This is a genomic window from Niabella sp. CPT15-335-S11 (genome assembly GCF_058792415.1).
In genome coordinates, this window is record NZ_JBYTEI010000001.1 from 1162109 (window position 1) to 1186627 (window position 24519).

Annotated in this window: 24 protein-coding genes; 15 read left to right on the forward strand and 9 right to left on the reverse strand. The window is 46.1% G+C overall.

Annotated elements, in window-relative coordinates; translation table 11 throughout:
- Positions 1-8: 8 nt before the first annotated feature.
- From AC3WS5_RS04605 to AC3WS5_RS04635, 7 genes are all read left to right on the forward strand, one after another.
- The gene (locus AC3WS5_RS04605) at positions 9-2519 is read left to right on the forward strand and encodes an ATP-dependent Clp protease ATP-binding subunit (RefSeq protein ID WP_492466077.1); all 2511 of its coding nucleotides are present in this window, start codon (positions 9-11) and stop codon (positions 2517-2519) included.
- Positions 2520-2602: 83 nt separating this feature from the next.
- On the forward strand, positions 2603-3052 hold the full coding sequence (locus AC3WS5_RS04610) for a hypothetical protein (RefSeq protein WP_492466078.1): 450 nt from the start codon (positions 2603-2605) through the stop codon (positions 3050-3052).
- Positions 3053-3062: 10 nt separating this feature from the next.
- Positions 3063-3542: a type VI secretion system tube protein TssD gene (gene tssD / locus AC3WS5_RS04615; protein ID WP_492466079.1), complete on the forward strand. Its 480-nt coding sequence runs from the start codon at positions 3063-3065 to the stop codon at positions 3540-3542.
- Positions 3543-3761: 219 nt separating this feature from the next.
- Positions 3762-5141 carry a DUF5458 family protein gene (locus tag AC3WS5_RS04620; protein WP_492466080.1) on the forward strand — a complete coding sequence of 460 codons (1380 nt, stop codon included), beginning with the start codon at positions 3762-3764 and terminating at the stop codon, positions 5139-5141.
- Positions 5142-5256: 115 nt separating this feature from the next.
- A complete protein-coding gene (locus AC3WS5_RS04625) occupies positions 5257-6876 on the forward strand; it encodes a cell envelope integrity TolA family protein (protein ID WP_492466081.1) in 1620 nt (539 codons plus the stop codon).
- A 112-nt stretch (positions 6877-6988) separates the two neighbouring features.
- On the forward strand, positions 6989-8083 hold the full coding sequence (locus AC3WS5_RS04630; protein ID WP_492466082.1) for a lytic transglycosylase domain-containing protein: 1095 nt from the start codon (positions 6989-6991) through the stop codon (positions 8081-8083).
- 190 nt (positions 8084-8273) lie between these two features.
- Positions 8274-9026, forward strand: coding sequence for an XRE family transcriptional regulator (locus AC3WS5_RS04635; RefSeq protein WP_492466083.1), 753 nt, complete (start codon positions 8274-8276; stop codon positions 9024-9026).
- 153 nt (positions 9027-9179) lie between these two features.
- Here AC3WS5_RS04635 and arfB read toward each other — a convergent pair whose 3' ends face one another.
- Positions 9180-9587 (reverse strand): alternative ribosome rescue aminoacyl-tRNA hydrolase ArfB, encoded by a 408-nt coding sequence (gene arfB, locus AC3WS5_RS04640; protein ID WP_492466084.1) that lies wholly within the window; start codon positions 9585-9587, stop codon positions 9180-9182.
- A gap of 150 nt (positions 9588-9737) precedes the next feature.
- On the opposite strand from arfB, the gene dtd reads away from it, so the two are divergent.
- The 6 genes from dtd (at position 9738) to AC3WS5_RS04670 (ending at position 13289) form a co-directional block, all read left to right on the forward strand.
- Complete coding sequence (dtd, locus tag AC3WS5_RS04645) at positions 9738-10190, forward strand: D-aminoacyl-tRNA deacylase (protein WP_492466085.1); 453 nt, start codon at positions 9738-9740, stop codon at positions 10188-10190.
- Between the two features lie 115 nt (positions 10191-10305).
- Positions 10306-10659: a nucleotide pyrophosphohydrolase gene (locus tag AC3WS5_RS04650; protein ID WP_492466086.1), complete on the forward strand. Its 354-nt coding sequence runs from the start codon at positions 10306-10308 to the stop codon at positions 10657-10659.
- Positions 10622-11665, forward strand: a complete 1044-nt coding sequence (locus tag AC3WS5_RS04655) for a YihY/virulence factor BrkB family protein (protein WP_492466087.1) — start codon at positions 10622-10624, stop codon at positions 11663-11665. The genes AC3WS5_RS04650 and AC3WS5_RS04655 overlap by 38 nt, the downstream gene beginning before the upstream one ends.
- A 68-nt stretch (positions 11666-11733) precedes the next feature.
- The gene (locus tag AC3WS5_RS04660; RefSeq protein ID WP_492466088.1) at positions 11734-12321 is read left to right on the forward strand and encodes an RNA polymerase sigma factor; all 588 of its coding nucleotides are present in this window, start codon (positions 11734-11736) and stop codon (positions 12319-12321) included.
- Entirely contained in the window at positions 12311-12676 is a 366-nt protein-coding gene (locus tag AC3WS5_RS04665; protein ID WP_492466089.1) for a hypothetical protein, read from the forward strand. Before AC3WS5_RS04660 ends, AC3WS5_RS04665 begins: the two co-directional genes overlap by 11 nt.
- A 157-nt stretch (positions 12677-12833) precedes the next feature.
- Entirely contained in the window at positions 12834-13289 is a 456-nt protein-coding gene (locus tag AC3WS5_RS04670; protein ID WP_492466090.1) for a hypothetical protein, read from the forward strand.
- On the opposite strand, the gene AC3WS5_RS04675 is transcribed toward AC3WS5_RS04670, so the two are convergent.
- The 7 genes from AC3WS5_RS04675 to AC3WS5_RS04705 form a co-directional block, all read right to left on the reverse strand.
- Positions 13284-14666 carry a UDP-N-acetylmuramate--L-alanine ligase gene (locus AC3WS5_RS04675; protein WP_492466091.1) on the reverse strand — a complete coding sequence of 461 codons (1383 nt, stop codon included), beginning with the start codon at positions 14664-14666 and terminating at the stop codon, positions 13284-13286. The genes AC3WS5_RS04670 and AC3WS5_RS04675 overlap by 6 nt on opposite strands.
- A gap of 190 nt (positions 14667-14856) precedes the next feature.
- Positions 14857-15723, reverse strand: a complete 867-nt coding sequence (locus AC3WS5_RS04680) for an outer membrane beta-barrel protein (protein ID WP_492466092.1) — start codon at positions 15721-15723, stop codon at positions 14857-14859.
- Positions 15724-15891: 168 nt separating this feature from the next.
- Entirely contained in the window at positions 15892-17235 is a 1344-nt protein-coding gene (gene rodA / locus AC3WS5_RS04685) for a rod shape-determining protein RodA (protein ID WP_492466093.1), read from the reverse strand.
- On the reverse strand, positions 17232-19382 hold the full coding sequence (mrdA, locus tag AC3WS5_RS04690; RefSeq protein WP_492466094.1) for a penicillin-binding protein 2: 2151 nt from the start codon (positions 19380-19382) through the stop codon (positions 17232-17234). Before mrdA ends, rodA begins: the two co-directional genes overlap by 4 nt.
- A 203-nt stretch (positions 19383-19585) precedes the next feature.
- Complete coding sequence (locus AC3WS5_RS04695) at positions 19586-20119, reverse strand: rod shape-determining protein MreD (protein ID WP_492466095.1); 534 nt, start codon at positions 20117-20119, stop codon at positions 19586-19588.
- Positions 20119-20991: a rod shape-determining protein MreC gene (gene mreC / locus AC3WS5_RS04700; protein WP_492466096.1), complete on the reverse strand. Its 873-nt coding sequence runs from the start codon at positions 20989-20991 to the stop codon at positions 20119-20121. The genes AC3WS5_RS04695 and mreC overlap by 1 nt, the downstream gene beginning before the upstream one ends.
- Before the next feature lie 78 nt (positions 20992-21069).
- Positions 21070-22095, reverse strand: a complete 1026-nt coding sequence (locus tag AC3WS5_RS04705; RefSeq protein WP_492466097.1) for a rod shape-determining protein — start codon at positions 22093-22095, stop codon at positions 21070-21072.
- A 233-nt stretch (positions 22096-22328) separates the two neighbouring features.
- On the opposite strand from AC3WS5_RS04705, the gene AC3WS5_RS04710 reads away from it, so the two are divergent.
- Both AC3WS5_RS04710 and AC3WS5_RS04715 read left to right on the forward strand, forming a co-directional pair.
- Complete coding sequence (locus tag AC3WS5_RS04710) at positions 22329-23288, forward strand: transketolase family protein (protein ID WP_492466098.1); 960 nt, start codon at positions 22329-22331, stop codon at positions 23286-23288.
- A 47-nt stretch (positions 23289-23335) separates the two neighbouring features.
- Positions 23336-23578, forward strand: coding sequence for a hypothetical protein (locus AC3WS5_RS04715; protein ID WP_492466099.1), 243 nt, complete (start codon positions 23336-23338; stop codon positions 23576-23578).
- Here AC3WS5_RS04715 and AC3WS5_RS04720 read toward each other — a convergent pair.
- Positions 23527-24513 (reverse strand): ATP-grasp domain-containing protein, encoded by a 987-nt coding sequence (locus tag AC3WS5_RS04720; RefSeq protein WP_492466100.1) that lies wholly within the window; start codon positions 24511-24513, stop codon positions 23527-23529. The two genes, AC3WS5_RS04715 and AC3WS5_RS04720, sit on opposite strands and share 52 nt — an antisense overlap.
- Between the last annotated feature and the right edge of the window lie 6 nt (positions 24514-24519).

The window sequence follows — 24519 nt, forward strand, 5'->3', positions numbered from 1 at the left end:
ATTCTGATATGGAATCGACTCAATTTACTTTCTCCGATCCTTCAAAACAGGTGATTCATATCGCCCGGCAGTTGGCAAGAGAATATAACCAAGGTACCTATGGTGCGCCTCATTTATTGAAGGCTCTCATGCACAAGGATCTGCCCGTGTTAAAAACTGTGGAGCGAAATGGGGGAGATATCTACTACATGGAGGAATGGGCGGAGATCAGACTGGAACAGTATCCTAAGAGCTCAAGACCCGCCGCCGAACCTTCACCGGATACTGCTTGTGATGCGCTCTTCAATGAAGCTGAACACATTCAGACCAGGCTGGGTTATCATGCCATCGAACCCGAGTGTATTTTGGCAGCGGCGGCTACGCCCGGTGTAGCTTTTTCCTATGAGCAACTAAAGACATTCCCTTTTTCCGCAGCTCAGGTGACAGAGTGGTTTACTTCCGGTGCCTTGCTTCAGACTTCTGATACAGGGGGCGCGGAGGAAGCCACGTCCCGGACCGCAACACTTGGGAAAGTTTCTGCCGAAGCTATTAAGCAATATTGTACCGATAAGCGTGCAGAAGCTGCGAAAGATGGAGGTACTGAGATTATCGGCCGCGACAAGGAAATCCGGCAGATCTGCGAAATTATCAGCCGGAGGAATAAGTCGAATGTGATGATAACCGGCGAACCCGGCGTGGGAAAGTCAGCACTGCTTGAAGGTTTTGCCCTGGCTGTTGCCCTTGGCAGGGTACCTCAGCATCTGAAAGATCTGGCGATCTATGAACTGGATAATGGGGCCCTCATTGCCGGTGCAGCTTATAAAGGAGAAGTGGAAGACAGGCTTCGAAAAGTCATCAAAGAGTTATCCACCCTCACCAAGCCCGTACTTTTTATTGATGAGATTCACACGCTGATCGACAAGAATAATCCGAATGGCGGAGCGTCGGGAATACTGAAAGGAGAATTGGCGAAAGGTATACTGACTGTTGTCGCTACCACAACAATCGATGAATATCGTAAAAGCATTGAGAAAGATCCCACCTTCGGCAGGCGTTTTGAAATGTTGAAGTTGAGTGAGCCCGATGCGGCGATGGCGGAAAAGATGCTGCGGAATCAGGCTGAAAAATATTTCGAACATCATCATCTTCAAATTGGAGAAGATGTGTACCCGCAGGCCGTCAGGCTGGCTAAAAGATTTGTGAAAGAAAGGAGGCTGCCTGATGCAGCGCTGGATCTGCTGGACAGAACGCTGGCTGTCACCAGGATGATGGCGGACACATCAATAACGGACGTGGAGAACCTCAGCCAGAAGCTGGCGGAAATGGAGTCTGAGAAAGAGGAGGACAAGCTTCGATGGCTTTATTATGAGACGCAGAGCAGTCTGAGTCCCGTGTTGCTCGCCCGGCATAATGAAGAAAAAGAATTTGCAAAGATCTCCGACCGCACAGAAATGTTTGAGTATCTGAAACACCTGCTCACCGGTTTGCTGGATATCAGCCGGAATGAAAAGCAGGCGATTGACGGGACAGACCTAAGTGCCGTAGTGGCCAATATCACAGGGATTCCCATCGGAAAGATCCAGACCAAAGAACAACAGCGGCTGGTGAACATGGAAGGTCACCTTCGCCAGCGTGTAATTGGCCAGGATCATGCCCTCAAAACCGTGTCGGATGCCATTCTGGAATCCCGTTCCGGATTGAATAAAGCCGGGCAGCCGATAGCTTCCTTCTTTTTTCTGGGGCCGACCGGAACCGGAAAGACTGAGCTGGCAAAAACGCTTGCCGAATTCCTGTTCCAGGATGAAGATTCGATCATTCGTTTTGATATGAGTGAGTTTAAGGAAGAACATTCGGCTGCACTACTATATGGAGCGCCTCCGGGCTATGTGGGTTACGAAGAAGGAGGCATGCTGGTCAATAAGATCCGGGAGCAACCTTATGCCATCGTTTTGTTTGATGAAATCGAAAAAGCGCATCCCTCCGTATTTGACATCTTTCTGCAGATTCTGGATGAAGGGAAGATGCACGACCGCCTGGGAAAAGAAGGCGACTTTTCCCAGGCCGTTATCCTGTTCACTTCCAATATCGGATCCGAACAGATCATCAATAGTTTCGGAGAAGGAAAGATCCCGCGGTCAGATGAACTAATGGAGATCATGGGAAGATATTTCAGACCCGAATTCCTGGCCAGGATCACCGAAATAATTCCGTTTGCGCCTATTAGCAAAGAAAATGTCCTGAATATTTTTAATATCCATCTTAAACCACTGGTAAAGCAACTGGAGCAAAAAGGAATTTCACTGCAGGTGAGCGCCGGAGCAGCCGATCATCTTTCATTGCTGGGATTCACGCCCAAGTATGGGGTCAGACCTTTGAAAGGAGTTATCCGGACCGAACTGCGGAAACCGCTTAGCCGGATGATCGTGAAGGAAGAAATTAAGATCGGTGATACGGTGGAGGTGCAATGGGACGAGGGTAGCGGAACCACGATCAGGGTTATTCCCACCGGCGTTCCCGAACTGGTTGTGCTGGATCAATGATAACATGTATTAAAACAATATATATTAACTGATCCTATAAAATCGCTTAGTAGTGATAAATAAGGATCCTAAAACTTACAAAGATGACAGACAGTTATGGTATTGGCGGTACAGAGGTGAAGACCGATGCCTCCGAAGCGTTTGCGGACATCCCACAGAACAGGACCCTGATGGCCGAGAAATTGACCCGCGATGCACCCGTAAAGCCTGATGTGGTACACGGCCTGCAAACGATTGACCAGGTCTTTGAACATTTTAAACCCGAGATCAGTATGGACTTTGAAGATGCTCACGGAGTTGGATTCAAAGAGAGCCTGTCATTCGTCGGTCTCGGTGATTTTGGTGTAAAAGGGATTATTAACCAAAGTGAGTTTTTGAAAAGTAACGCAACCCAGAAAGACGAATTCCTGAAGATCATTAAGCAGTTGAAGTCAAACAAGATCCTGAAGTCGGCACTGGCGGATCCTGATGCCAAGCAGGCGCTGCTGAATGCCATTCAGGGTATGATCACGGAATTGCAGAATAATCCTTAAAACGCAGGTTATGTCTTTTTCCGCAAAATTAAGCCTGGATTCAAAGAGTTACAGGGTACTTCAGTTTGAGATGGAATTTATTCAACCTACCGGTCAGTATGGAGAGCCGGTTGCCGCCCCAAGGGCCACAAAGCTCTCGTTAGTGGTTGAAACGACCAAGTCGGATGTCTTCATCCAGTGGATGCTCAACCATACCATGAAAAAGGAAGGATACCTCGTCTTCAACCGGCGTGATTCAGAATCAGAGATGAAACGTGTCACTTTTAAGGATGCCGTTTGTGTGCATTACCGGGAGGTTTTCGACTTCAGCAATGACAACCCGATGTTAATTCACCTGGGATTATCGGCCCGGTGGATCCAGGTTAGTGATAATGCTACCTGGGAAGTACAGTGGAATAATTTTTCCAGCAGCGGTGGCGGTGGCGGAGCTTCGCCCAAGAGTTCGGGCTCACAACCGGCAGGTGAGGTAAGTTCATTTATTCCGGATTAACGGGGCTATCCCGTTCACCTAGGATCCGACCGCTCTCCGTCTGTCGTTGTTTATCCAGTGGCTGTTGAGAAATTAAATAAATAATATTTCTACGCCACCCGGTGACTTCCACGAAATGAAATCGGGCCGATTACAGCGTGAAGATTTCGACGAATCGCAGGAAATATGCAGACAGTATTTTAAAACCAATTTTTATTTCACAACTAAATAATGTATAATATGAGCGACGAATTGCAACAACAAACCCGACCGGAGGCGCCTTTGGAGAGAGAAGCACAGCGAATTGCAAATCCATTGGAGCATCTGAAGATCCAGTCAGACAAACTAGCAAAGTTCGGAGGCTTTGATCTTATCGAGTCATCTATCGATGGAGCGCAGAATCTGAATCCCGAGCGAAAAGCCCGGCGAAATATCTTTCTTTCTGAATCCCAAAAAAAAGGTGAAAGGAAGCAATTGCTGAGAACACTTGAGATATGGGCTGATGTACTTGCTTCTTCGAGCGAAATCTCTGAAATGGTGACCCACAGTGAACAGAAAGCGGAGGAATGTCAGCAAGTACTGGAGAAGAATTTGTCTAAAGCCCTCGAAGAAACCCGCGATCTGGAACGTTCCTACCGGAATGTGGCTCTGTTCTTCAAAAACACGGAAGGAGACAAGGTCAAGAACGTATCTTTCATCAACTGTGAACCGGATCAGCTCAAAGACCTGGACAATACCCGGTTCATTGATTACATCAACGAAGAGCTCAAAAAGAATTTTGACCGCCTGGATCTGCGAACCAATTATTCCATCCTTATAATTCCCGGGTACCTGGGTTCTAATAAAGTTGTGGAAAAATGGGCGAAGATGGCGCACGACAACAAAGTGATGATGGTCACTGATTTTGAGCACCTGGATGCACCCGATGATGTGATGGAAATGTTTGAGCTCGCCAATCTTACCGGAGGCGATAAGTACCGCTCCAATGTAATGATGTCTTGTAACTGGTTGGTGGGCCGCGGCAGGTACGGGGAACTGAACGAGGAAGAGGACCTCTACGTGCCACCGTCAGGCGCGCTGGCAGGAAAGATCTACAATACTCTCATGAGCCAGGTTACAGCCGGTAAAAAATTCGGTAGCATGAACGAGGTGGATGGCGTGAAATTCGAACTCAAAAAGAGCGAGATCGCGAATCTCGAAAAGATGGGCCTCGTGCCGATGGTAAATGAATACGGGAAAGTAATGGCATTTTCTGCGAAAACCTTGTTCAACGGTGACAACCTCGGCCTCCAGACCTATTCCGTTGTGCGCGTGTTTGACTACGTGACCAAAGTGCTGATGGATTTCCTGAACAGGAGAGCATTTGAGAATTTCAATGCCAATACGCGAAAAGATCTGATGAGCCAGATCGTGAAGTTCCTCGATGGCATCACGGGTCCTAACAAACTGATCGAAGATTTCAGCATCAGGCGCTTTGAGCAGGATCCGGTGCAGAAAGACAGGATCCACCTCGACATCCACATGAAACCGTATTTTCCGGCTAAGAACTTCATGATCAAAATGGAAGGCCAGAAAGGAGACGATGGTAATGAATGGGATACCAAGTACGATCAGCAGTAATAACTGACAGGAGAAATCGCTGAATTTACAGGAAGGGGTCGCTGAAATTACCGGCCCCTACCCATCCCGGTTGACCTGGAAGAAAAAGGTTTACTTCAACACTAAACAGACACCTATGCGTATTTCTTTCCCTGAACACTGGCTGACAGGAATGATCGCCCTCACCGCCGTTTTTTTTCAAGAGCCCGCAGGCGGTCAGAATATCAACGGTGAAAGAATAACGGTTGGGAAGGAAAGTATTACCATCATAAACTTTCCCGACCGGGTGATGAATATAAATTTTTCCGACAATGAAGCCAACGATTATTATATACCCAAACGTCGCGAGGAAAAATCAATATCTATCCAGTTTAATAAAGAAAAGCAAGCCGCACCCAATACCGGACTACTCGTCAATGAAGGGGGAAGGAGCCATATGTTCCGGCTGATCTTTGATTCCGCCTATAACATTAATGATGACACCAGGCCACCACTTTGGTATGATCACTCGGATCTTAAGGAGCTGCGCGTTTTTGTCAGGCAATTGAACGAACGGGCAAAGATGGACGATGTCCAGCGCGCCCGTGTGGAAGAAGAAGATCGCCAGGCAGCCAAAGCGGAGAGACAAAAACAAGTTGAAGAATCCAGGAAGCGGGAGGAAGTAAAAGAACAGTCTGCTGCCAAAGTTTCAAAGGAGAAAGCCGAAAACGAGGCCCGGAAACAACAGGCAGAAATTGCCGAAATGGCGCGCCTGAAAAAGGAAGCTGATGAAAAAGAGAAACAAGTAAAACTGGCAGCACAGAAAGAAACAGAGGCAAGAAAAGCAGCCGAAGAGAAAGAGCGGAAAGCGGCTCAGGAAATGGCGCAGCACAAAGCGTCAGAAGAAAAGAAGTTAAAAGAGCTTAAAGAAAAAGCAGATGCCGAGGCATTGACAAAAGCGCAGCAACAGGCGGAAGAACGACAACGCTTACAGGAAGAAAAGCTGGCAAAACAAAAAGCGATGGAAGATGAAAAGCGGCGGAAGGCGGATGAGGAACTGGCCCGGAAAGAAGCTGAGAGAAAAGCGATGATTGTGAGACTCGCAAAACTGGAGGCAGATAAAAAATTAAGGGAGCAGGAGAAAGCCTACTCGGAGGTCGGTCTCTGGCAACGCTATGGCAGCAAAGGTATCGATCTGTACAATTTTCCGAGGGAGCAAGTCGCAACGGTACTGTCAGATTTTTATGTGGAGAGAGATACTTTAAGGAATTTTCAAATATCGGATTCGCTGATCCACGCAGATGTACCGGGTAAACTTGATTTTAAATCGGATCCCGTTCTCAACGGAGGGGTGAATATTTACCTGGAAAATATTGTTTTCCGGGATGCGCACACCTTTTACAAATTACGGGTCGAAAACAACACTAAAGAAGATTTTTTAATGGGACGGACCTATATGTACTGGTACGATGCCAATGAGAAAGCAAAACAAATCATCAAGGGAAGCTACCTGACTTATATTGGGTTCTTCCCGTTGGTCAGACCTCAGTCAGTACAGCATGTGGTATTCGTAACCCGTTCACCCAATATGCTGAATGAAGAAAGTCTGGTGCTTTTTGTAGATGAACGGCGAAAGGACCGGGGAGAGACAGCCATTGTTATTCCCGGCGCAACCTATAATAAGGAGCTTGCAAAGGTTCAGGAATCTATTAATCCAGGAGCAGGTAAGATGAAAACCGAGCAGGATGGCGTCAAACAAAAAGTTAAAAGAAAATAGCGGCAGGCTCCCCGTGAATCCGGCGTTCACGGTTGCAGCCTGATACGGTCGCGCGGCGGCAACTATTTTCCCAGAGACTGGCAGACCCTATTTCGAAAATCTACTCAAAAAGATGCGTAGTTTTTTCCGATATATTTTTTTGGCCGTGCTCGTTCAGGCGGTCACATTAGTTGCAACTGCGCAGCATGTGGTTTCATTTTGCGGTGAGCCGGTTCCCATGGATCAGCAGTTTATTCAGGATAAGCTGATCAATGTAATAAAACGACAGGTGAGCGTGGTGAATTTGCCATCCCTCAGACAGCGGGCGAATCTTTATCTCCCGCTGGTGACCCGCTACCTGACCGCGTTCGGGCTTCACCCGGATCTTAAATATCTGCCGATTGTGGAAAGCGGGTTTCTGACAAGTGCTGAATCACCAGTCGGAGCACGAGGAATCTGGCAAATCATGCCATCCACAGGGCGGGGATATGGTCTGGTTATGACCGATGGAAAGGATGACCGGGAGGATTTTGACAAAGCTACCAGGCTGGCCTGCCAGCTTATGCGCGACAATTACAATATGCTCATCAAGTTTGTAGGAGCTGCCAATTGGCCGTTGGCCATTGCAGCCTATAATTTCGGCATAGGCAATATTGTCACTGCAGTAAAACAACAACAGGCGCTGAATTATTTCACTATGAAACTGAATCCTGAGACCGGACTGTACGTCTATAAGATTATTGCGGTAAAGGAATTATTTGAATATCCTGAGTTGTATAACTCAAAATTTGGATATAATATATTCAGTACCCGGAAGGCCGGGAAATCCGAAGGCGGCGGGCAGGAGGTAAAGAATGATCCGCGCCTGCTCGAAGAAATCGAAAAAGAAATCGCAAAAAACAAGAATAGACAAGAAGTCGCGATCCGCGAAGAATATGTAATGGCGCATGTTGAAGGAAAAATCAAAAATTTTAAAGATGGCGACATGGTTAACGTCGTTCTGGATGAGGATCTGAAAACTTCCAACTTCGGACTTTCCTTCGCGGGTTATAAATTCGGCGTACAGGGATGGATCATTGATGACCGCGTGTTTTTCCGGCTCGGTTACGATCACGATGTTACATTGCTGGATACCGACAAACAGAAGGGGATACCGCTCACTGACCTGGTATCAAAAAAAAGAATTGACGTGTTATTGAAGAACCTGGTCTACGAAAAACAAAAATGAGATCTTCCGGCAGGAATTGTCCGGAATACGCCAGAATCCCGTACTGGTGCTGCTTCTGTATTCCGCGAGTGACCGCAGAAGGCATCGTATTTTTTCAAAACATTTCATTCCGTAGGATATTTTTTGAGAATGAAAAAAAAAGTTTTTGAAATGACAATATTTTTAGTATTTTGCACTAAAAATATTAGTTATGACTTTGGCCAGCAAGAATCTTAAGTATCTGAGAAAGGTCCGGGGTTGGACACAGTTCGAGTTTTCTTCAAAACTGGGGATTAAACGGTCGTTGCTAGGAGCCTATGAAGAACAACGCGCGGAACCCAGATTGGAGGTGCTTGAAACCGCCTGCGACATGTTTAAATTAACATTTGATGAAATCATCCGGGAGGATCTGAGTCAGACCTCCCGGAATTATCTGGCGAAACGACGAGCTTTGAAACTGAATTCGCCGGTGACAGAAATTCCCTTTGTCCCGGTAAAAGCTGCTGCGGGCTACCTTGCGGGATATGCGGACCATGAATTTGTTGATGAACTGAACACGTTCACATTGCCAATGGTGACGGGTGGAAGTTACCGGGCGTTTGAAATTATTGGCGATTCTATGTTGCCCACTCCCAGCGGATCAATTATCGTGGGCGAAAAAGTTGAAACCCTGGAGTATCTGAAAAATAATGCGGCGTGTGTCCTGGTTTCACGAAATGACGGCATTGTTTACAAGCGGGTGCAAAAGAATTATAAAACCAGGAATAAATTGACACTGGTTAGTGATAATCCCAGTTTTCATCCCTATACAATTAACGCCGATGATGTGTTGGAAATGTGGGAAGCTCAGTTTGTCATTTCAAAGGCGAATGTTACCAAAAATTGGAATGTCGGCCAGTTGGTCGAAATAGTGTCAGACCTACAACAGCAAGTAGCGGGAATGAAAAAGAAAATTCCAAAATAACGTCAGGGTACGGCATTGATTACAAGCGGGTGCAAAAGAATTGTAAAACCAGGGATAAATTGGTACTGGTTAGTGGGGATCAACTGGATCCGGACGGGAAATGGGTTACCTGAACGAGGATAAATTGACACTGGCTAGTGATAATTCTGGTTTTCAGGAGTCGGCATCAGGTCTTTGCCGGAATTGTTTGATCACTGATCTCTTTCTTTTCCATTCGAGCCGCTTTTCTTTACCAGAACGGGACGGTTTTGTAGCTATTCTGGGCTTTTTTTGAGCAAGAGATCGGTTTACAATCTTGTTCATCTGTCTGACGACCTCTTCTTTATTCCTGATCTGGCTCCGGTGAATTTGTGATTTGACCAACAGGAATCCCGCCGCATTGACCCGCGCTGAAAGTTTCTCAGTAACTAACTTTTTTTGGTCTTCGTTCAGCAGCTTCGAACTTTCAATGTGAAAAAGGGCGAGTACTGCTGTTTCCACTTTGTTTACGTTTTGCCCCCCGCTCCCCCCGCTTCGTGCGGTTTGAAATTTGAGTTCACCGGAAATATCCAAAGTATTCATATACTAAATTTGTGTTAGCTGCCGTTCTGGCCCTGCGTTGGCATTAACCTGCAATTTCGTAAAATTATGTAATCCGCTCCTGCAAATAACGAATCATCAAATCTCTACAGAAAATTTTGTCAATTATTCATTCCATGATACATTTATCCTATGAGAGCCGTTCTACAAAGAGTTGCGGATGCGGCCGTTACCATTGATGGGGCGGTTTATTCATCCATCGGGCAGGGATTATTGGTATTATTGGGAATCGAGGACGCCGATGGGGATGAGGACATCCGGTGGCTGAGTCAGAAAATTGTACAAATGAGGATTTTTGACGATGAGAACGGTGTGATGAATGTATCTGTCAGAGATATTGACGGGCAAATTTTGCTGGTAAGCCAGTTTACCCTGCATGCATCAGTAAAAAAAGGGAACAGACCGTCTTATATCAAAGCAAGTAAACCCGAAGTTGCGATTCCCCTGTATGAAAAAATGATCCGGCAATTGAAAAGTGATTTGGGAAAGGATATCAGGACAGGAGTTTTTGGGGCGGATATGGAAGTCAGGCTGATGAATGATGGCCCCGTCACCATAATCATTGATTCAAAAGCAAAAGAATAATGCGGCACATGACGTTCAAACCGTCTATGTTTGATGCTCTTTTCGAATAGTCCAAATGGGGAAGGAACCGGTGAACCGGAGTGGATTTTGACAATAATAACCCAGAGATAATTGTATGAATGCAATCACGATACAGGAGGCCCAGCAAAGGGTGGATCATTGGATAAAAACCGTTGGCGTAAGATATTTCAGCGAGCTTACGAATATGACGATCCTGACCGAAGAAGTAGGGGAACTGGCCCGTCATATGGCCAGAATATTCGGCGATCAGTCATACAAGAAGTCTGAGCTCAGTGGGACGCAAGATCAAAAAGAAGTTCTGGGAGATGAAATGGCCGACATTTTGTGGGTGCTTGTGTGCCTGGCAAACCAGACCGGTGTTGATCTTTCAGAAGCACTGATCCGGAATTTCGAAAAAAAGAATAACAGGGATGCCGAAAGGCACCGGCAGAATCAGAAACTACAATAATACGATCATGGCCTGGAAAAAATTAGGTAGGATCTTGGGGCAGACCTTCGGGGAACTGTTCAGTAACCGGGTGTTTAAACTGAGTGCAGCCCTGGCCTACTACACGGTGTTTTCGCTACCCGGACTCATCATCGTGATCATCTGGGTCAGCGATATATTTTATGGTCGGCAGGCAATAGAGGGATCCATCTATGGGCAAATCTCAGGATTAGTGGGCACCGAAGCCGCAGATCGTATCCAGCAAACCATCAGGAATGCAACCTTGTTTCCCCAAAAGGGAATCTCCACTTTTGTCGGACTCGCTACCCTTATTTTTGGAGCCACAAGTGTGTTTGCTGAAATTCAGGATTCGATCAACATGATCTGGAGTCTGAAAGCGAAACCCAGAAAGGGCAGGGGCTGGCTGAAACTAATCATAGACAGACTGCTATCGTTTTCCATTGTTATCACGCTTGGATTCCTGCTATTGGTCTCGCTGATTATCAGCAGCGTCATGGATATGATCATTGACCGCTTAACAACCATCCTCCCCCAAACCCAGGTTTACCTGGCTTATATCTCCAATCTGACCCTAACCTTTTTGATTACCTCGGTACTCTTCGGTTTGATTTTTAAAGTGCTTCCCGATGCAAAGATCAAATGGAAAGCTGTGACGGCGGGAGCTATTGTGACGGCTGTATTGTTTATGCTTGGGAAGTTTCTGATTGGGTACTACCTGGGCAACAGTCACCTGAGTTCTGTATATGGCGCCGCCGGTTACGTGATTGTAATACTGCTTTGGGTTTATTATTCTTCGATCATCCTGTACTTCGGCGCTATTTTCACCCGGGTTAATGCAATCCATCATAATATGCATATTTTCCCCAGTCAGTATGCCGTGTGGGTGGAACAGGTTGAAGTGGAAAATACAAATTCCATACAGGGGCTGCAAAATGACGCGGTGGTAGATTCAGTAGGAGAGGGTACTGATATTGATCAAACTGAAGACCGGCGGAAGCAGGTTTGACGGCACAGGAAGAGTATGGAAAATGTTGAATTTTTAGTCTTATATTAAAGGGCAAATCACTCAACATCTTGAATAAAGACCGGTACAGTCATATCAGTGATCAGGAACTTCTGCAGAAGTATGAACATACCGGAAATAGTGTCTGGTTAGGTTTGCTCCTGCAACGTTACACGCTTTTGGTTTTTGGGGTGTGTATGAAATATTTGAAGAATGAGGCAGAAGCACAGGACTGTGTACAGCAAATCTACCTCAAAGTGATAGGAGAGCTCGGAAAATACAAGGTGGATTATTTCAAGTCCTGGCTTTACATGGTGGCTAAGAATCATTGCTTGTCTCAACTGAAGAGTAAAAAGGGGAAATACTATGAAGGTGTCGATGACAGGATCAATAATCAGATAGCCGAGAATCCGGAGCAAGGCCATAGAGCGGAGGAAGTACCGGTTGAATGGCTACAGGAGGGTCTGGAAAGTCTGAATGACGGACAACAACGCTGCGTAACTTTGTTTTATTTGGAGAAAAAGAGTTATCAGCAAATATGCGATGTTACCGGATATAATTTACTTCAGGTAAAGAGTCATATCCAAAACGGAAAAAGGAACCTGAAGATCTATATCGAAAAAAAAATGAAGGAACGGGATCAGAGCCATGGTAGATAAGCTGAAAGATATATTATCCAATTTACATGCTGATACCGATCAGGAAGCACTGCTTAGGTATATTCAGGGGCGTATGACCGATGAAGAGCAGCATGAACTGGAGGCGGGGATTTTAGACGACAACTTTACCAGCGAAGCCCTGGAAGGGCTTCAGGAAGTCAAGGATAAAGAAAGGATCGCCTGGGTTTTGCAAAACCTGGACAAGGATTTGAAAAGGAAGATGGCAAAAAGAAGGAGTGATATGCGAAAATGGGTACTTAAACCCCAATGGTGGCTCGTTCTTTCTATTTTGATTTTACTGATCATCCTGACGCTGATTTATATTTTCCTGGTTCATTCTATGCAAAACGGCTAGTGTTTATGCACACAGGATTTTTTCTTTAGTATTCTATGTAATTGACAATCAATAGGTTATCATTTATATTGATTATTAACTGAATATTAAATTAATGTTAAGCAGCAATTAATTCCCGTTTAAATACGGAACTTCACGCTACACTAAATGTTAAAATATGCAGTGGAAGACTTTAAAGTCCACCCTCGGAAACACTGTTTTCGGGCTTTGGAATAACGGTCAGAAAATGCTAACCCTTGCCTATAAGAACAAACCTGGCACGCTTTACCTTGAGACTGAGGATGGCACTAAGCGTTTGTTTCATTACAGGAAAAAAGGTCTGTTCAAAAAAGACCTTGTGATTGAAAATGAATACGGCGTTGATCTGGGAAAGCTAATAAAGGAGAGACAACAGGAGTTTATTGAAACGGATGACAAACGTTTTTTCCTTAGGTATCACAATGATCATAAAGAAGTTGAAATTATCGATGAGGAGGATCAGGAGTCCCTGGCAACTGTCCATCTGGAAGTTGATGACGCCAATGAGCCCTCCTATTATGGAATGCTGATGATCACTTCGCTGTACCTGGGCAAAGCAAAGAGCGACGCGCAACTACCATCACTTAGTTTATAGTTTTTCAAAGGTTTCTCTGGCAAACTCTTCAAGGGAAGGGTCCCTTGCGCCCATCATCAATAAGACACAGTCTCGCGTGAGATGCGGTCTGACTTCATCCATGAAATGGGAGCGATCCTCTACAAACCAGGCATTTTTCCCTTTCTGACGGATACCTTTCACCAGATCATTGGCTGATATATCTTTTGTGGTGGTACCTCCTGCATAAAAAATTTCGCTCATCCAGATTTCATCCTGCGGGCGAAGAGCACGCGCAATTTCATCGATAAAATCATTTTTAAGGAACCTGGTTGGCGCAAATCCGTGAGGTTGAAACCAGGCGACAACCTTTTCTGCTACAGGCTGGCAGGATCGTATAGCCGCCGCACACTTCACAGGGTTATGGGCAAAATCATCCACCACCCAAACGCCATTTTTTTTGCCTAGTACCTGGGCTCTCCGGTAAATTCCTTCGTAGGATTCCAGTGCCCGGGCAGCGGTTTGTAGGCTCACGCCTACGGCCGCAGCAGATGCTGTCGCCGCCAGCGCGTTTTCCATATTGTGCCTGCCGGCTACCTGCATCCGGAAAGGCTGCTGACTGATGTTAAAGGATATTGCAAAGCCGTTCTGTAAGAAATCTTTTGCCACATATCCGGCCACCGACCCCTCGGGAGGCTCGGATATAAAATCCATATTTATATTTTTAGAGAACTCACGCGCGTGAATATTAGACTGATTTACGACAAATATCCGGCTGTTATCCCTGAATTCCCCGAAAATTCGCATCAGTTCATCCAGTTCCTTATGGTCTTTATCAATATTCAGCAGTAACCCGATCTCGGGGTGATACTGCACAATAGAACCATCACTTTCATCTGCCTCAATGATGAGCCATTCACCAGATCCCGCGTAGGAATTTCCAATTCTTCCTTTTTTGATGAGGCTCACCAAACCTGCCCCGCTAATGACGGAAGGGGAAAGGCCTGCGTAGGTCATAATATCAAACAACATGGCCGAGGTTGTGCTTTTTCCACTGGTTCCGCCAACGGCGATCGTCTTTTTTCCGGCAGCGATCCGGGCCAGGAGCTCCGATCTCTTCAGGATTGGAATCCCCAGCTCTTTGGCCCGCCTGATCTCCGGAACCGTATCCTCAATCGCCGTGGATGCAACTACCAGGTCAATTTCGGGAGTTATGCCGCGTCCATCCTGCAGATAACATTTTATACCCAATGCTTCCAGTTTTTCCTTGATGTCAGCAGCTTTGCCCTCATTAAAAAACCGGTCGCTGCCGGAAACGCTCATTCCGCCCCCTCTGAGGTATTGAGCGATTGCACTCATCCCCACCCCTGCGATGCCGATAAAAAATAGATGTTTTGCAGGATCCGACCAATCTGCCATAGCACTGAATTAAATGTTGAATGTCTGCAAATGTCGTAAAGAATTCAGAATAAATGATGGGAGCAGTGAGGACTTGCTGAAAGGAGCCGGAGCTACGAATTTCTGAACAAGAAATAGTCATTTGCATAACCGGGCTAAAAAAATGTTTTCAAGGATCGACTTAAATCTTTAAGCCCGAAACCACACGGCGTCAGCGCGATTCAATCCTTGCGAAAATTGCTACCGGCCTGATACGGAGACCGGCGGTGTAGGGAGTCATATCGAGACCGGTTTTGTACATTCCTTTGAACGCGTAAGTTCCATAAAATGTCACTACGCCAAGGGTCAGTTCACCCACATAAGAAAGTTTCCAGTGGCGAAGGTTGAAATTGTCTTTGGAAAATTTCTTCCCTTCATCGGATGTGATGGTCTTGTTCCTGGACGAATACAGGTAACCAACACTGATGCCTCCACCTATCTCAAAAGGGTATAACCGTTCAGGCGTCAGGTTGACATTTATAAGTAGCGGGATGGTGACGTAATCAGCCGCCAACTTATTCTTTCTGTAATAGCGATCGGGCGTTTGATCGAAAAATACCGTAGGCCCGCCCGCTACAGCCGAAGGTTCCGCTTTGTAACGAATGGGTTGGTTGTAAAAATAGTTATTCAGTTCAAGACCTACGCTGTATTGAAAATTTACACTGTACTGAATCAGGTTTAGGGTCTGTCTGAAGAACCAGATATTGACATTTTTAGATTTGAAGGGTCTGATATCAAACCATTCCGCGTTGCTCCCGGGCGCGTATTGCTGAGCGTTTGCGGATGTATATTTGGTCCTGTCTATGAAATTCGAAACGCCAAGATCCAGGATGCCGTATTCGGTGCGGATTGGTTTGGGCGTAATCTGGCTATTCAGTTTCTTAAAAACGCCCTTCCGTTCAGGCCCGGTTGTTTCAACTGGCGTGTTATCGCGGATAATGGTAACGCCATCAATCACCAGGGTGTCCGGATTTTTCTGTGCTGCTGCAGGCAGACTACCCAAACTAAAAATCAGGATCAAAATCCATCCGGTTTTCATATTAAGACTATTGATATTTTATTCTGCCCCGAGATAATCAGTATCAAATTCCGTATCCCAGGATATTACGCTTCATTCTTCGACCTAAAGTTAAGCAAAGTAAGCGAAGATAGCGCTTCCCACGGCTGCCGGATTCGCCCGGAATTCTATCTTTCTGTGAGGTGCGGATCAGCGAAGTATCATCTGCCGGTCTGCGTCAAGCCTAATCAAAATGGCCAGCAGTACAGTAAAGGTCAACAGCGAGGTGCCGCCATAACTGATGAGGGGTAGCGGTATCCCGATTACCGGGGCGAGCCCGATTGTCATACAAATATTAATGGTTATATGAAAGAAAAAGACTGCGGCCACCCCGTATGCATAACACCTGCTGAATGTACTCCTTTGCCTTTCTGCAATTTTAATGATCCTGAACAGCAGAATGGCATACAGACTCAGCAAAATGATGCTACCTATAAATCCAAACGATTCCCCGATCGTATCGAATATAAAATCGGTACGCTGTTCGGGTACAAAACCATAACGCGTCTGGGTGCCGCTTAATAAACCCTTGCCGAAAAGTCCGCCGCTGCCAACAGCAATCTTGGATTGTTTGACGTTATAATCTGCAGTATTATCCTTTTTCCCGGTCTTTGCATTCACTTCAATATTTACTCCTTTCAGATAATCATCGGGGATATCCCTGCCAATGGTGCTGTATATCCTTTCCACCTGGTGATTCCCAAGTATATCCCTGAAAAGAAAAGGAACTCCGAAACGTTGTATGCCCACACACATCAAACCGATCAGCAGAATTTTCACCAATAATCCTTTATCCCTTTTTATTTTTCTTCTGAAATTGAAAATAGTCAGGATGGTTAACAGGGAAATAATGATTGCCAACAGGTTCTTCTCGACCAATAACGTGGCAACGACCAGTGATGCAGTGGCAAACCCGATGAAAATATAAATAGAAGGGAGTCCTTCCCTGTACATGACCAGGAAAAAAGCAAAGAAAACCAGGGCAAGCCCAGTCTCTTTTTGGAGTATCGATAAAACGGCCGGTGTCAGGGTGATGGCAGCAGCTATGATCTGAGACCTTGATTTGCTGAAGTCCAGTTCCGGCTGGGAAAGATATTTCGCCAGCGCTAATGCTACACTGATCTTACAGAACTCCGCGGGCTGAAACTGGAATGCGCCGAGCCTGATGATTGACTCGGTTCCTTTAACAGACGAATGAAAGGGAAAAACCAGCAGCATTAGAAAAATTCCGGCAGCATACCATAAGTTGGCAGTAGCCGGAAAAAACTTACTGTCGGTCAACAAAATAAAAAGGCCAATGATCAGCGCCACCAACGCATAATAAAACTGGCGGCTATAATCTGTTTTAAAACTGAAGAAACTCTGCAGTACCGGGTCGTCCTGCTTGTAAGTGACCCCAAAAATAGCAATGAGCCCGATCGTGACCAGCACAAAGTAAAGAACAATAAGCAGGCTATCCGTGCCTTTGGATATTTCAGACTTTCGTTGGCTCATGCGGTTTCGTCCATGTTTTCAGCAGGTTTACGAAAATATTTCCTCTCGTCTAACAGGGCAATATTTTTTTCCCCTATCGGTGATTTTCTTTTTCCTTCTTTTTTCGTTGCCGGGCTTGGTTCTGGCAATGTCACCTTTGCAACCTTGCGGGTACTGCTGTCTGTTGCAGGTCGCAGAAATTTTCTTAAGTATCTCTTCAAACGGGTGCTGTCGCCGGTCATGTCAGCCCATTGTTCAGCCCTGACAGAATCTGTGAAATACTGGAGCCTCACAAAATAAGAGGGCAGGAGGTTGGCCTTCGAAATTCTTTCAAAATCGGCTTTGCTCTTTGGAGTCAGGCTATCGAGGAGATACTTTTCCATTAGCATCCTGGCTATGGGACCGCCCCATGTTGCACCGAAACCAGCATTCTGTACCGCTACAGCGATCGCGATTTTTGGGTTGTCCTTTGGTGCAAAGCAGACGAACATCGAGTTATCTTTTAGCTTAATCCGACGGCGATCCAGGATCGTATAGTTTTCGGCCGTACCTGTCTTTGCGCAAACATCAATGCCTGGAATCATCGCCACACGCGCGGTGCCGTGGGTGACCACATCGTTCATCCCGTTTATAACCGCTCTGAAAGCGGTATCCGAAATGTGGGTCAGCACATTGTGTTTATTCCGGAACCTCGCCAAAATAGCGGTATCCGCCTGCGTTTCACCATCTATGCTGTCCACAAAATGCGGCGTGTAGTAGTATCCCTTGTTTGCTATGATGCACATCGCGTTGGCAAGTTGTAAGGGAGTGGCGGTCATCTTATCCTGTCCAATACCTAGTGTCAGGTTCGTGCAGGAAGTCCAGGACCCCCGGTATTCTTTATCATAATCTTTTACGGAAGGAATATTGCCCCTGTCTTCACTGGGCAGGTCCACGCCCAGCTTTACGCCCAGGCCAAACTTATGCATGTAATCGGCCCAGGTTTCGAAGCCTTTGCGCATATTCCCGATTTTCGGATTATCCACAGCCATCCGGTAGACATGTACAAAATAAGAGTTGCAGGAATTTGCAATAGCCAGTCTCAGGTTCGCGGCATGTCCCCCTCCCGAATGTGTGCAGGCCACTCTCCTGCCGCAGAGATAATAACCGCCAAAGCAACTTAATCCGAAGGCAGGGGTAATAACGCCTTCGTCAAGTGCAACCAGACCACCCAGCGGTTTGAACGTTGAGCCCGGGGGATATTGACCTTTAATAGCCCGGTTTAGCAGGGGCGCCTTTACATCAAGGGCCAGCTTCCCGAAATTCATGGTCTTTTCCGGACCGGTGAGGTCGTTCGGATTGAAAAGCGGCCCCGATGCCATGGCCAGGATACCACCGGTTTTTGGGTCAATGGCCACGATGGCCCCCAGTTTGTTAGCCATCAGTTTTTCAGCCATTACCTGGAGATCCACATCCAGGTATGTTTTAAGCCCCCTGCCGGCAATGGCGGTCGTGTCAAAAGCTCCATTCCCGTACCTGGCAACAAGCCGGTTCTTATTGTCTTTAATCATATATTGAACCCCACGCTGGCCCATCAATACCTTTTCGTATTCAGCTTCCAAACCACTTTTGCCTATATAATCACCCATCCTGTAAAATCCACCGGAATTTTCTATATCACGCGGGCTAACTTCGTTAATATATCCCAGGAAATGAGCCCCCACATTAAAAGGGTAGGTCCGTACCGGCCGCTCTACCAGGGCAAAGCCCGGAAACCTCCAGCTATTTTCTTCAAAACGGGCCTGTAACTGCGGTGACAGAAGGGACTGAAACGGGGAAGGCCTTACCCGCGAATTCTTCAGGATAGCATTCACCACGCGGGCCCTGAATTCTGCGGTGTCAATTTCCATCAGCCTACAAAAAGCGGCAGTATCAAATCTCTTAATTTCTGCTGGTGTTACCATTAAATCAAACATGATGGTATTATTCAGGATAGCCCGTCCTTTGCGGTCGTAAATAATACCCCTTTCCGGATAAACGATCTTTGGAAAGACCGCGTTATCCTGCGCCAGCTTATCATATTTGTTACTGAAAAGCTGGAGATTCATCAACTGTAGCGTGATCAGGATAAAAACTGAAAGGAAAATGATGCGAATGATATAACTTCTGGACTGATTGAAAACAGACATAGAGCTTAAAGCGAGATTTTCAAATATACGTACTTTGTATTTATTGCCGTTAACTCACTGAATACAGGATTTTCAGTGTTGATTGGGATAAAAACAAATATTAAATTATTGGAATTTTATGAAATTGCCTGAGAATCTGCTGTAAAAGTACAAAGACGCGGGATTCGAGGCAGACAATTCAGAAAAATAATTGTGAATTTTAATCAGGCCACGTTCGTCCTGAATTTCAGTTTACGGGGAACCAGCAGTTCTGCCAGGAAAATCATCAGCATGCTGACGGCGGTTGTTGTCAACACCTTCATCAGGAAATCGATGAAGTGCCCGAAAGAAAGCCATTCCAGAAACAAAAGATAAAAATTATGGATAAAGGTGAGCATCAGGGCATAGAGGCTGTAGGCGCTCCAGCCCATCGCCTTGGGCGACGGTTCGCGGTAGTTGAATTCGGTTGCTTCTTTTGGCGCAAACAAATGAATGATGAATGGCCGTAAATAGGCAACCAGTACACTCGCCGCGGCATGAAGGCCAGGTGTCATGGCAAAATAATCTACCGACAATCCCAATAGAAAACCGAGAACAAGCAGCCATCCCCTTTTAATGTGGAAGGGGAGCCACAGGAGAAACAGAAAATATAAGTAAGGAGTGATAAGGTCGTGGAGCAGTGGCATTACATTTAAGATGTACACCTGTACAAAGACGAAGAAAGCAAATCTTAATATATTTTTTACCAGGTCGCTCATTACTTTACCGCTTTGGTTTCCAGTCTCTTTTGAGTATCTTCATTCAGGGATTTCTGCTCGGTATAATTCAGGTTCTCCACAATGAACACCTGTTGCAGGCTTGCAAAATTTGCGGTTGGCTTCACTTTCAGGATCAGGAAGTTTGTAGACTCTTCTTTCCTGACCGAAGAAACAACACCAACCATTCTTCCAGCGGGAAAACTCAGCGAGTAATTTCCCGTGAGGATGGTGTCGCCCTTGCGAACAGAGTCCGTTTTCGGAATTCCGGCAATGGTCAGTTGATTGGGATCTGCGCCATCCCACGACAGGATACCCGCGTTACCCGTACGTTTCAATTGTACACTGAGTTTATTCAGCACGTGGAGCAGGGTCATAGCTTCGCTGAAATGATCTCCTGTGTTGATCACTTTTCCGACGAGGCCGCCATTGGAACTGAACACGCCCATATCTTCAGTGATTCCTTCCAGTTTTCCACGATTAATCTGAAGATAATTTTTGTCGCTGTTGACCGTTGTATATAGTACCTGAGCCGAAGTCCAACGGTATAGCCTTTTTGCTGAGGTTGAATCGGCCGGCAAATCTTCCGTAATTTTTGCCTTTGCCGTGTCGGTCACTGCAAAATTGCTTTGGAGTAGGTTCATTAGGGAATCATTCATGGCGTGCACCCGCTTGTTTTCTTCCCTCAACCGGAAAAAATCCTCAATATTATTATATTTTGAATTGAAGAAACGAGTGAAAGTGCCCGCAAATTCCAACCCCCGGATTCGGTGAAACCTGTTGAAACTGAATAGCAAATACAGACTGATGCCTTGTAGGATCAGAAAGGCGATAAACACCCAAAACCGCCTTATGAAATAGAAAATATTTTGCACTGTCCTCTGGTATTTTGGTTAGGACCCCTGGACTGGTAGGGAATTATTCGCGCCGGTATCCGTATAAATAATATTCGCTCAGCGCATTACAAATGGATACTTGTCGAGATTTTTTAACGCTATACCGGTGCCTCTTACCACACTTTTTAAAGGATCGTCGGCTATGTGCACCGGAAGTTTGATTTTCTGACCTAGTCTTTTATCCAAACCACGCAACAGGGCGCCGCCTCCCGTCAGGTACAACCCACGACGGTAAATATCACTGGCTAGTTCCGGTGGTGTTTGTTCCAGGGCCTTTAATATAGCTTCTTCAATCTTGAAAATACTTTTATCCAGCGCTTCAGCCACTTCCTGGTAGCTCACCATGATCTGCTTGGGAATACCGGTTACCAGATCACGCCCGTTTACGGGAATATCGTCCGGGGGATTTTCAAGATCCTTCAGGGCAGCGCCAATCTGAATCTTAATTTGTTCGGCTGTACGCTCCCCGATCAACAAACTGTGGTACCTTCTGAGTGCTTCCATGATATCTGCCGTGAATTCATCGCCGGCAATACGGATACTCTGGTCGCAGACAATTCCGGCCAGCGCGATCACCGTGATGCCGGTTGTTCCACCCCCGATATCGATGATCATGTTGCCCACGGGTTCTTCCACATCTATGCCGATACCCAGTGCCGATGCCATCGGTTCGTGGATCAGATAAACTTCTTTGGCACCTGCCTGCTCCGCGCTGTCACGAACAGCACGTTTTTCCACTTCGGTGATCGAAGAAGGAATACAGATCATCATTCGCCAGCTGGGAGGGAAAAGTGGTTTCTTGGGGTAGACGAGTTTAATAAGTTCCCGGATCATTAGCTCTGCGGCATTAAAATCGGCAATTACACCGTCTTTAAGCGGCCTTACAGTCCGGATACTCTCATGCGTCTTTTCGTGCATCATCAGCGCACGTTTTCCCACAGCGAGCACTTCTTTTGGATTGTTCCGGTTGAGCGCCACAATACTCGGCTCATTTACCGTCACTTCGTCATTATGTATAATTAGGGTGTTTGCCGTACCCAGATCCATCGCAATTTCCTGCGTAAACCAGTTGAAAAGTCCCATTCTTTAGAAGGATAAATAAATAGTATTAAATAATGTGAAGGCAAAGGTGCTGCAATTTGTCCAAATTAACAAAGCAAATAAGCCCCGTTTGGCAGGTTTTTTAGGCTTATTAATTTGTTAACAAAATCTTGGCGGGGATGGTTGTGTGAATCGGACCAGCCAGTTAAAAAACTACCTCCAAAAGCAGATATAAGCGCTTAAAAGCGTTACTTTTGCCTCCTAACTTTATACAAATGGCATTAAAGGACATTCAATCTACCGGAACTAAAGATACCCGCAGTGGATTTGGTGATGGAATTGTGGAAGCCGCGAGGGCAAACGACAAGATTGTCGCGCTTACCGCGGATCTGGCGGGATCCATGAAGTTAAATCAGTTTATAAAAGAATTTCCCGAACGTTTCGTTCAGTGCGGAATTGGTGAAGCCAATATGATGGGCGTCGGATCCGGTCTGGCTATCGGCGGGATGATTCCTTATACAACAACTTTTGCTAATTTCAGTACCGGAAGGGTTTATGACCAGATCAGACAGTCCATTGCCTATAGCGGCAAAAATGTAAAGATTTGTGCCTCCCACGCCGGCGTTACCCTAGGCGAAGACGGCGCCACACACCAGATCCTGGAAGACATCGGACTGATGAAGATGCTGCCGGGCATGACTGTCGTAGTTCCCTGCGATTACACGCAAACTAAAGCCGCTACCAAAGCCATTGCGAATTTTCAAGGCCCCGTTTACCTGAGATTCGGCCGTCCGGCATGGCCTATTTTTACCAAAGAAGAAGATTTCCAGATTGGTAAGGCCCAGTTCTTTTCTGAAGGAACAGACGTGTCCATTTTCGCTTGCGGACACCTGGTGTGGAACGCGATCCAGGCAGGTGTTATCCTCGAAGAAAAGGGAATTAGTGTGGAACTGATCAACATTCATACGGTCAAACCGTTGGATGAAGAAGCGGTTATCAATTCGCTGAAAAAGACAAAATGCGCTGTTACTGCAGAAGAACATAATATTTATGGAGGAATGGGAGATGTTATTGCGCAGTGTGCCGCTAAACATTTTCCGGTTCCCATCGAATATGTTGGAACCAAGGATACTTTCGGGGAAAGTGGCAAACCGCTGGAACTGTTGAAGAAATATGGCATGGATGTGCCGGATATTGTAGCCGCCGCGGAAAAAGTCATTGCCCGGAAAGCCTAGACCCCCGAAGGAGCTTTGATGGATTTGTTAACTTTCAATTCTGATATATGGAAAATAATCAACCGGAAGTAGACAAAGCTTTAAAAATCCAGGGAGAGCTTGAAAAAAAGATCCTTGAGAAAAAGGACGTTCAGGGACTTGCTGTATCCACGATGCCTCACGAACATTCTAAAATCTGCATCAAGATCATCACCGATAACAAGCAGCTGACCCTCCGTGATCTTGGTGTTCAGGAAAGCTATGAAGGGATACCGATCGTAATTTCTTTTGAAGAAGTCAAACCCCTGTAATTGCTTTCCCGGGTCTTAAGTTCACAAGCCAGGGTGTAGGCAATAGGTTGTGATGTGCTTTCTTCATAGTAACTATAACCCGGCATTGGGTTGGCTTCAAAACAAACCAGTGAGCCGTCATCCCGCCTCCTGAAATCAAGGCCACTGAAATATAAACCTATGGAGCGGCTGAACCGGATACAACTGTTTTGCTCCTGCGCCGGCAGTTCCGTATGCTTCAACACCGCCGACTGCTTTTTTTCCCGCGCCGCATACCTGTAATCAATCGCATCTGCCAGAATTTCTGTGGCGATGACCCTTCGGTCAATGACATGTACCCTCAGATTATTACCTGCCACAAATTCCTGAAACTGGGTAGGGCAGAAGTGCAGCTTATCCAGGTTGCTGAGCTCTTCTTCCTTCATTTTTTGTACCACGGAACGGACTCCGCTGATCGACTTATAAATCACATGCTGCCGATGGATCCTGTAAAAATCTCTGGCAGCCCCGGGGTCAGTGGTGACCAGGGTATCAGGTATCTTCAGCCCGTTGTCCCTGGCCAGGAATAGTTGATAGGGTTTGCTGCCATTACTCGCCATCGCATCTGAAGGATTGATCACGAGCGCTTCCGTATTGTCTATGAATAACTGCATCAGAAAGTGAATCCGCTCGCACCTGGCCCTCAACGCCTTGTTATCCGGCTCCTGTTCAATTTCTGGTAGTGTTGTCCAGTCGGTCATACGCGAGTAAATGCTGGAAAAGACACGAAGGTCATAGCTTGTTTCTTCGTAGAAGAGAGTGCCTCCGAATTTTCCTTGCGCGTCTAATTCAGTGCTGATACGGGTCTTCGCAAATTTTCGCGGATTCCATAACAGATAAGAGGTACCGGTAATTTCGAGTTCATTAACCAGCAACTCAATCGGAGGTTCAGTGGGTATGCCACATACCAATACCATAGTAAC

Excerpts from the sequence above, each read along its gene's own strand:
- AC3WS5_RS04630 (WP_492466082.1), top strand. The coding sequence starts at position 6,989 with ATGCGTAGTTTTTTCCGATATATTTTTTTGGCCGTGCTCGTTCAGGCG.
- AC3WS5_RS04665 (WP_492466089.1), top strand. The coding sequence starts at position 12,311 with ATGGTAGATAAGCTGAAAGATATATTATCCAATTTACATGCTGATACC.
- AC3WS5_RS04710 (WP_492466098.1), top strand. The coding sequence starts at position 22,329 with ATGGCATTAAAGGACATTCAATCTACCGGAACTAAAGATACCCGCAGT.
- AC3WS5_RS04670 (WP_492466090.1), top strand. The coding sequence starts at position 12,834 with ATGCAGTGGAAGACTTTAAAGTCCACCCTCGGAAACACTGTTTTCGGG.
- AC3WS5_RS04720 (WP_492466100.1), bottom strand. The coding sequence starts at position 24,513 with ATGGTATTGGTATGTGGCATACCCACTGAACCTCCGATTGAGTTGCTG.
- AC3WS5_RS04635 (WP_492466083.1), top strand. The coding sequence starts at position 8,274 with ATGACTTTGGCCAGCAAGAATCTTAAGTATCTGAGAAAGGTCCGGGGT.
- AC3WS5_RS04605 (WP_492466077.1), top strand. The coding sequence starts at position 9 with ATGGAATCGACTCAATTTACTTTCTCCGATCCTTCAAAACAGGTGATT.
- tssD (WP_492466079.1), top strand. The coding sequence starts at position 3,063 with ATGTCTTTTTCCGCAAAATTAAGCCTGGATTCAAAGAGTTACAGGGTA.
- AC3WS5_RS04625 (WP_492466081.1), top strand. The coding sequence starts at position 5,257 with ATGCGTATTTCTTTCCCTGAACACTGGCTGACAGGAATGATCGCCCTC.
- AC3WS5_RS04620 (WP_492466080.1), top strand. The coding sequence starts at position 3,762 with ATGAGCGACGAATTGCAACAACAAACCCGACCGGAGGCGCCTTTGGAG.
- mrdA (WP_492466094.1), bottom strand. The coding sequence starts at position 19,382 with ATGTCTGTTTTCAATCAGTCCAGAAGTTATATCATTCGCATCATTTTC.
- AC3WS5_RS04715 (WP_492466099.1), top strand. The coding sequence starts at position 23,336 with ATGGAAAATAATCAACCGGAAGTAGACAAAGCTTTAAAAATCCAGGGA.
- arfB (WP_492466084.1), bottom strand. The coding sequence starts at position 9,587 with ATGAATACTTTGGATATTTCCGGTGAACTCAAATTTCAAACCGCACGA.
- AC3WS5_RS04650 (WP_492466086.1), top strand. The coding sequence starts at position 10,306 with ATGAATGCAATCACGATACAGGAGGCCCAGCAAAGGGTGGATCATTGG.
- dtd (WP_492466085.1), top strand. The coding sequence starts at position 9,738 with ATGAGAGCCGTTCTACAAAGAGTTGCGGATGCGGCCGTTACCATTGAT.
- AC3WS5_RS04675 (WP_492466091.1), bottom strand. The coding sequence starts at position 14,666 with ATGGCAGATTGGTCGGATCCTGCAAAACATCTATTTTTTATCGGCATC.
- AC3WS5_RS04695 (WP_492466095.1), bottom strand. The coding sequence starts at position 20,119 with ATGAGCGACCTGGTAAAAAATATATTAAGATTTGCTTTCTTCGTCTTT.
- AC3WS5_RS04655 (WP_492466087.1), top strand. The coding sequence starts at position 10,622 with ATGCCGAAAGGCACCGGCAGAATCAGAAACTACAATAATACGATCATG.
- rodA (WP_492466093.1), bottom strand. The coding sequence starts at position 17,235 with ATGAGCCAACGAAAGTCTGAAATATCCAAAGGCACGGATAGCCTGCTT.
- AC3WS5_RS04705 (WP_492466097.1), bottom strand. The coding sequence starts at position 22,095 with ATGGGACTTTTCAACTGGTTTACGCAGGAAATTGCGATGGATCTGGGT.
- AC3WS5_RS04680 (WP_492466092.1), bottom strand. The coding sequence starts at position 15,723 with ATGAAAACCGGATGGATTTTGATCCTGATTTTTAGTTTGGGTAGTCTG.
- AC3WS5_RS04610 (WP_492466078.1), top strand. The coding sequence starts at position 2,603 with ATGACAGACAGTTATGGTATTGGCGGTACAGAGGTGAAGACCGATGCC.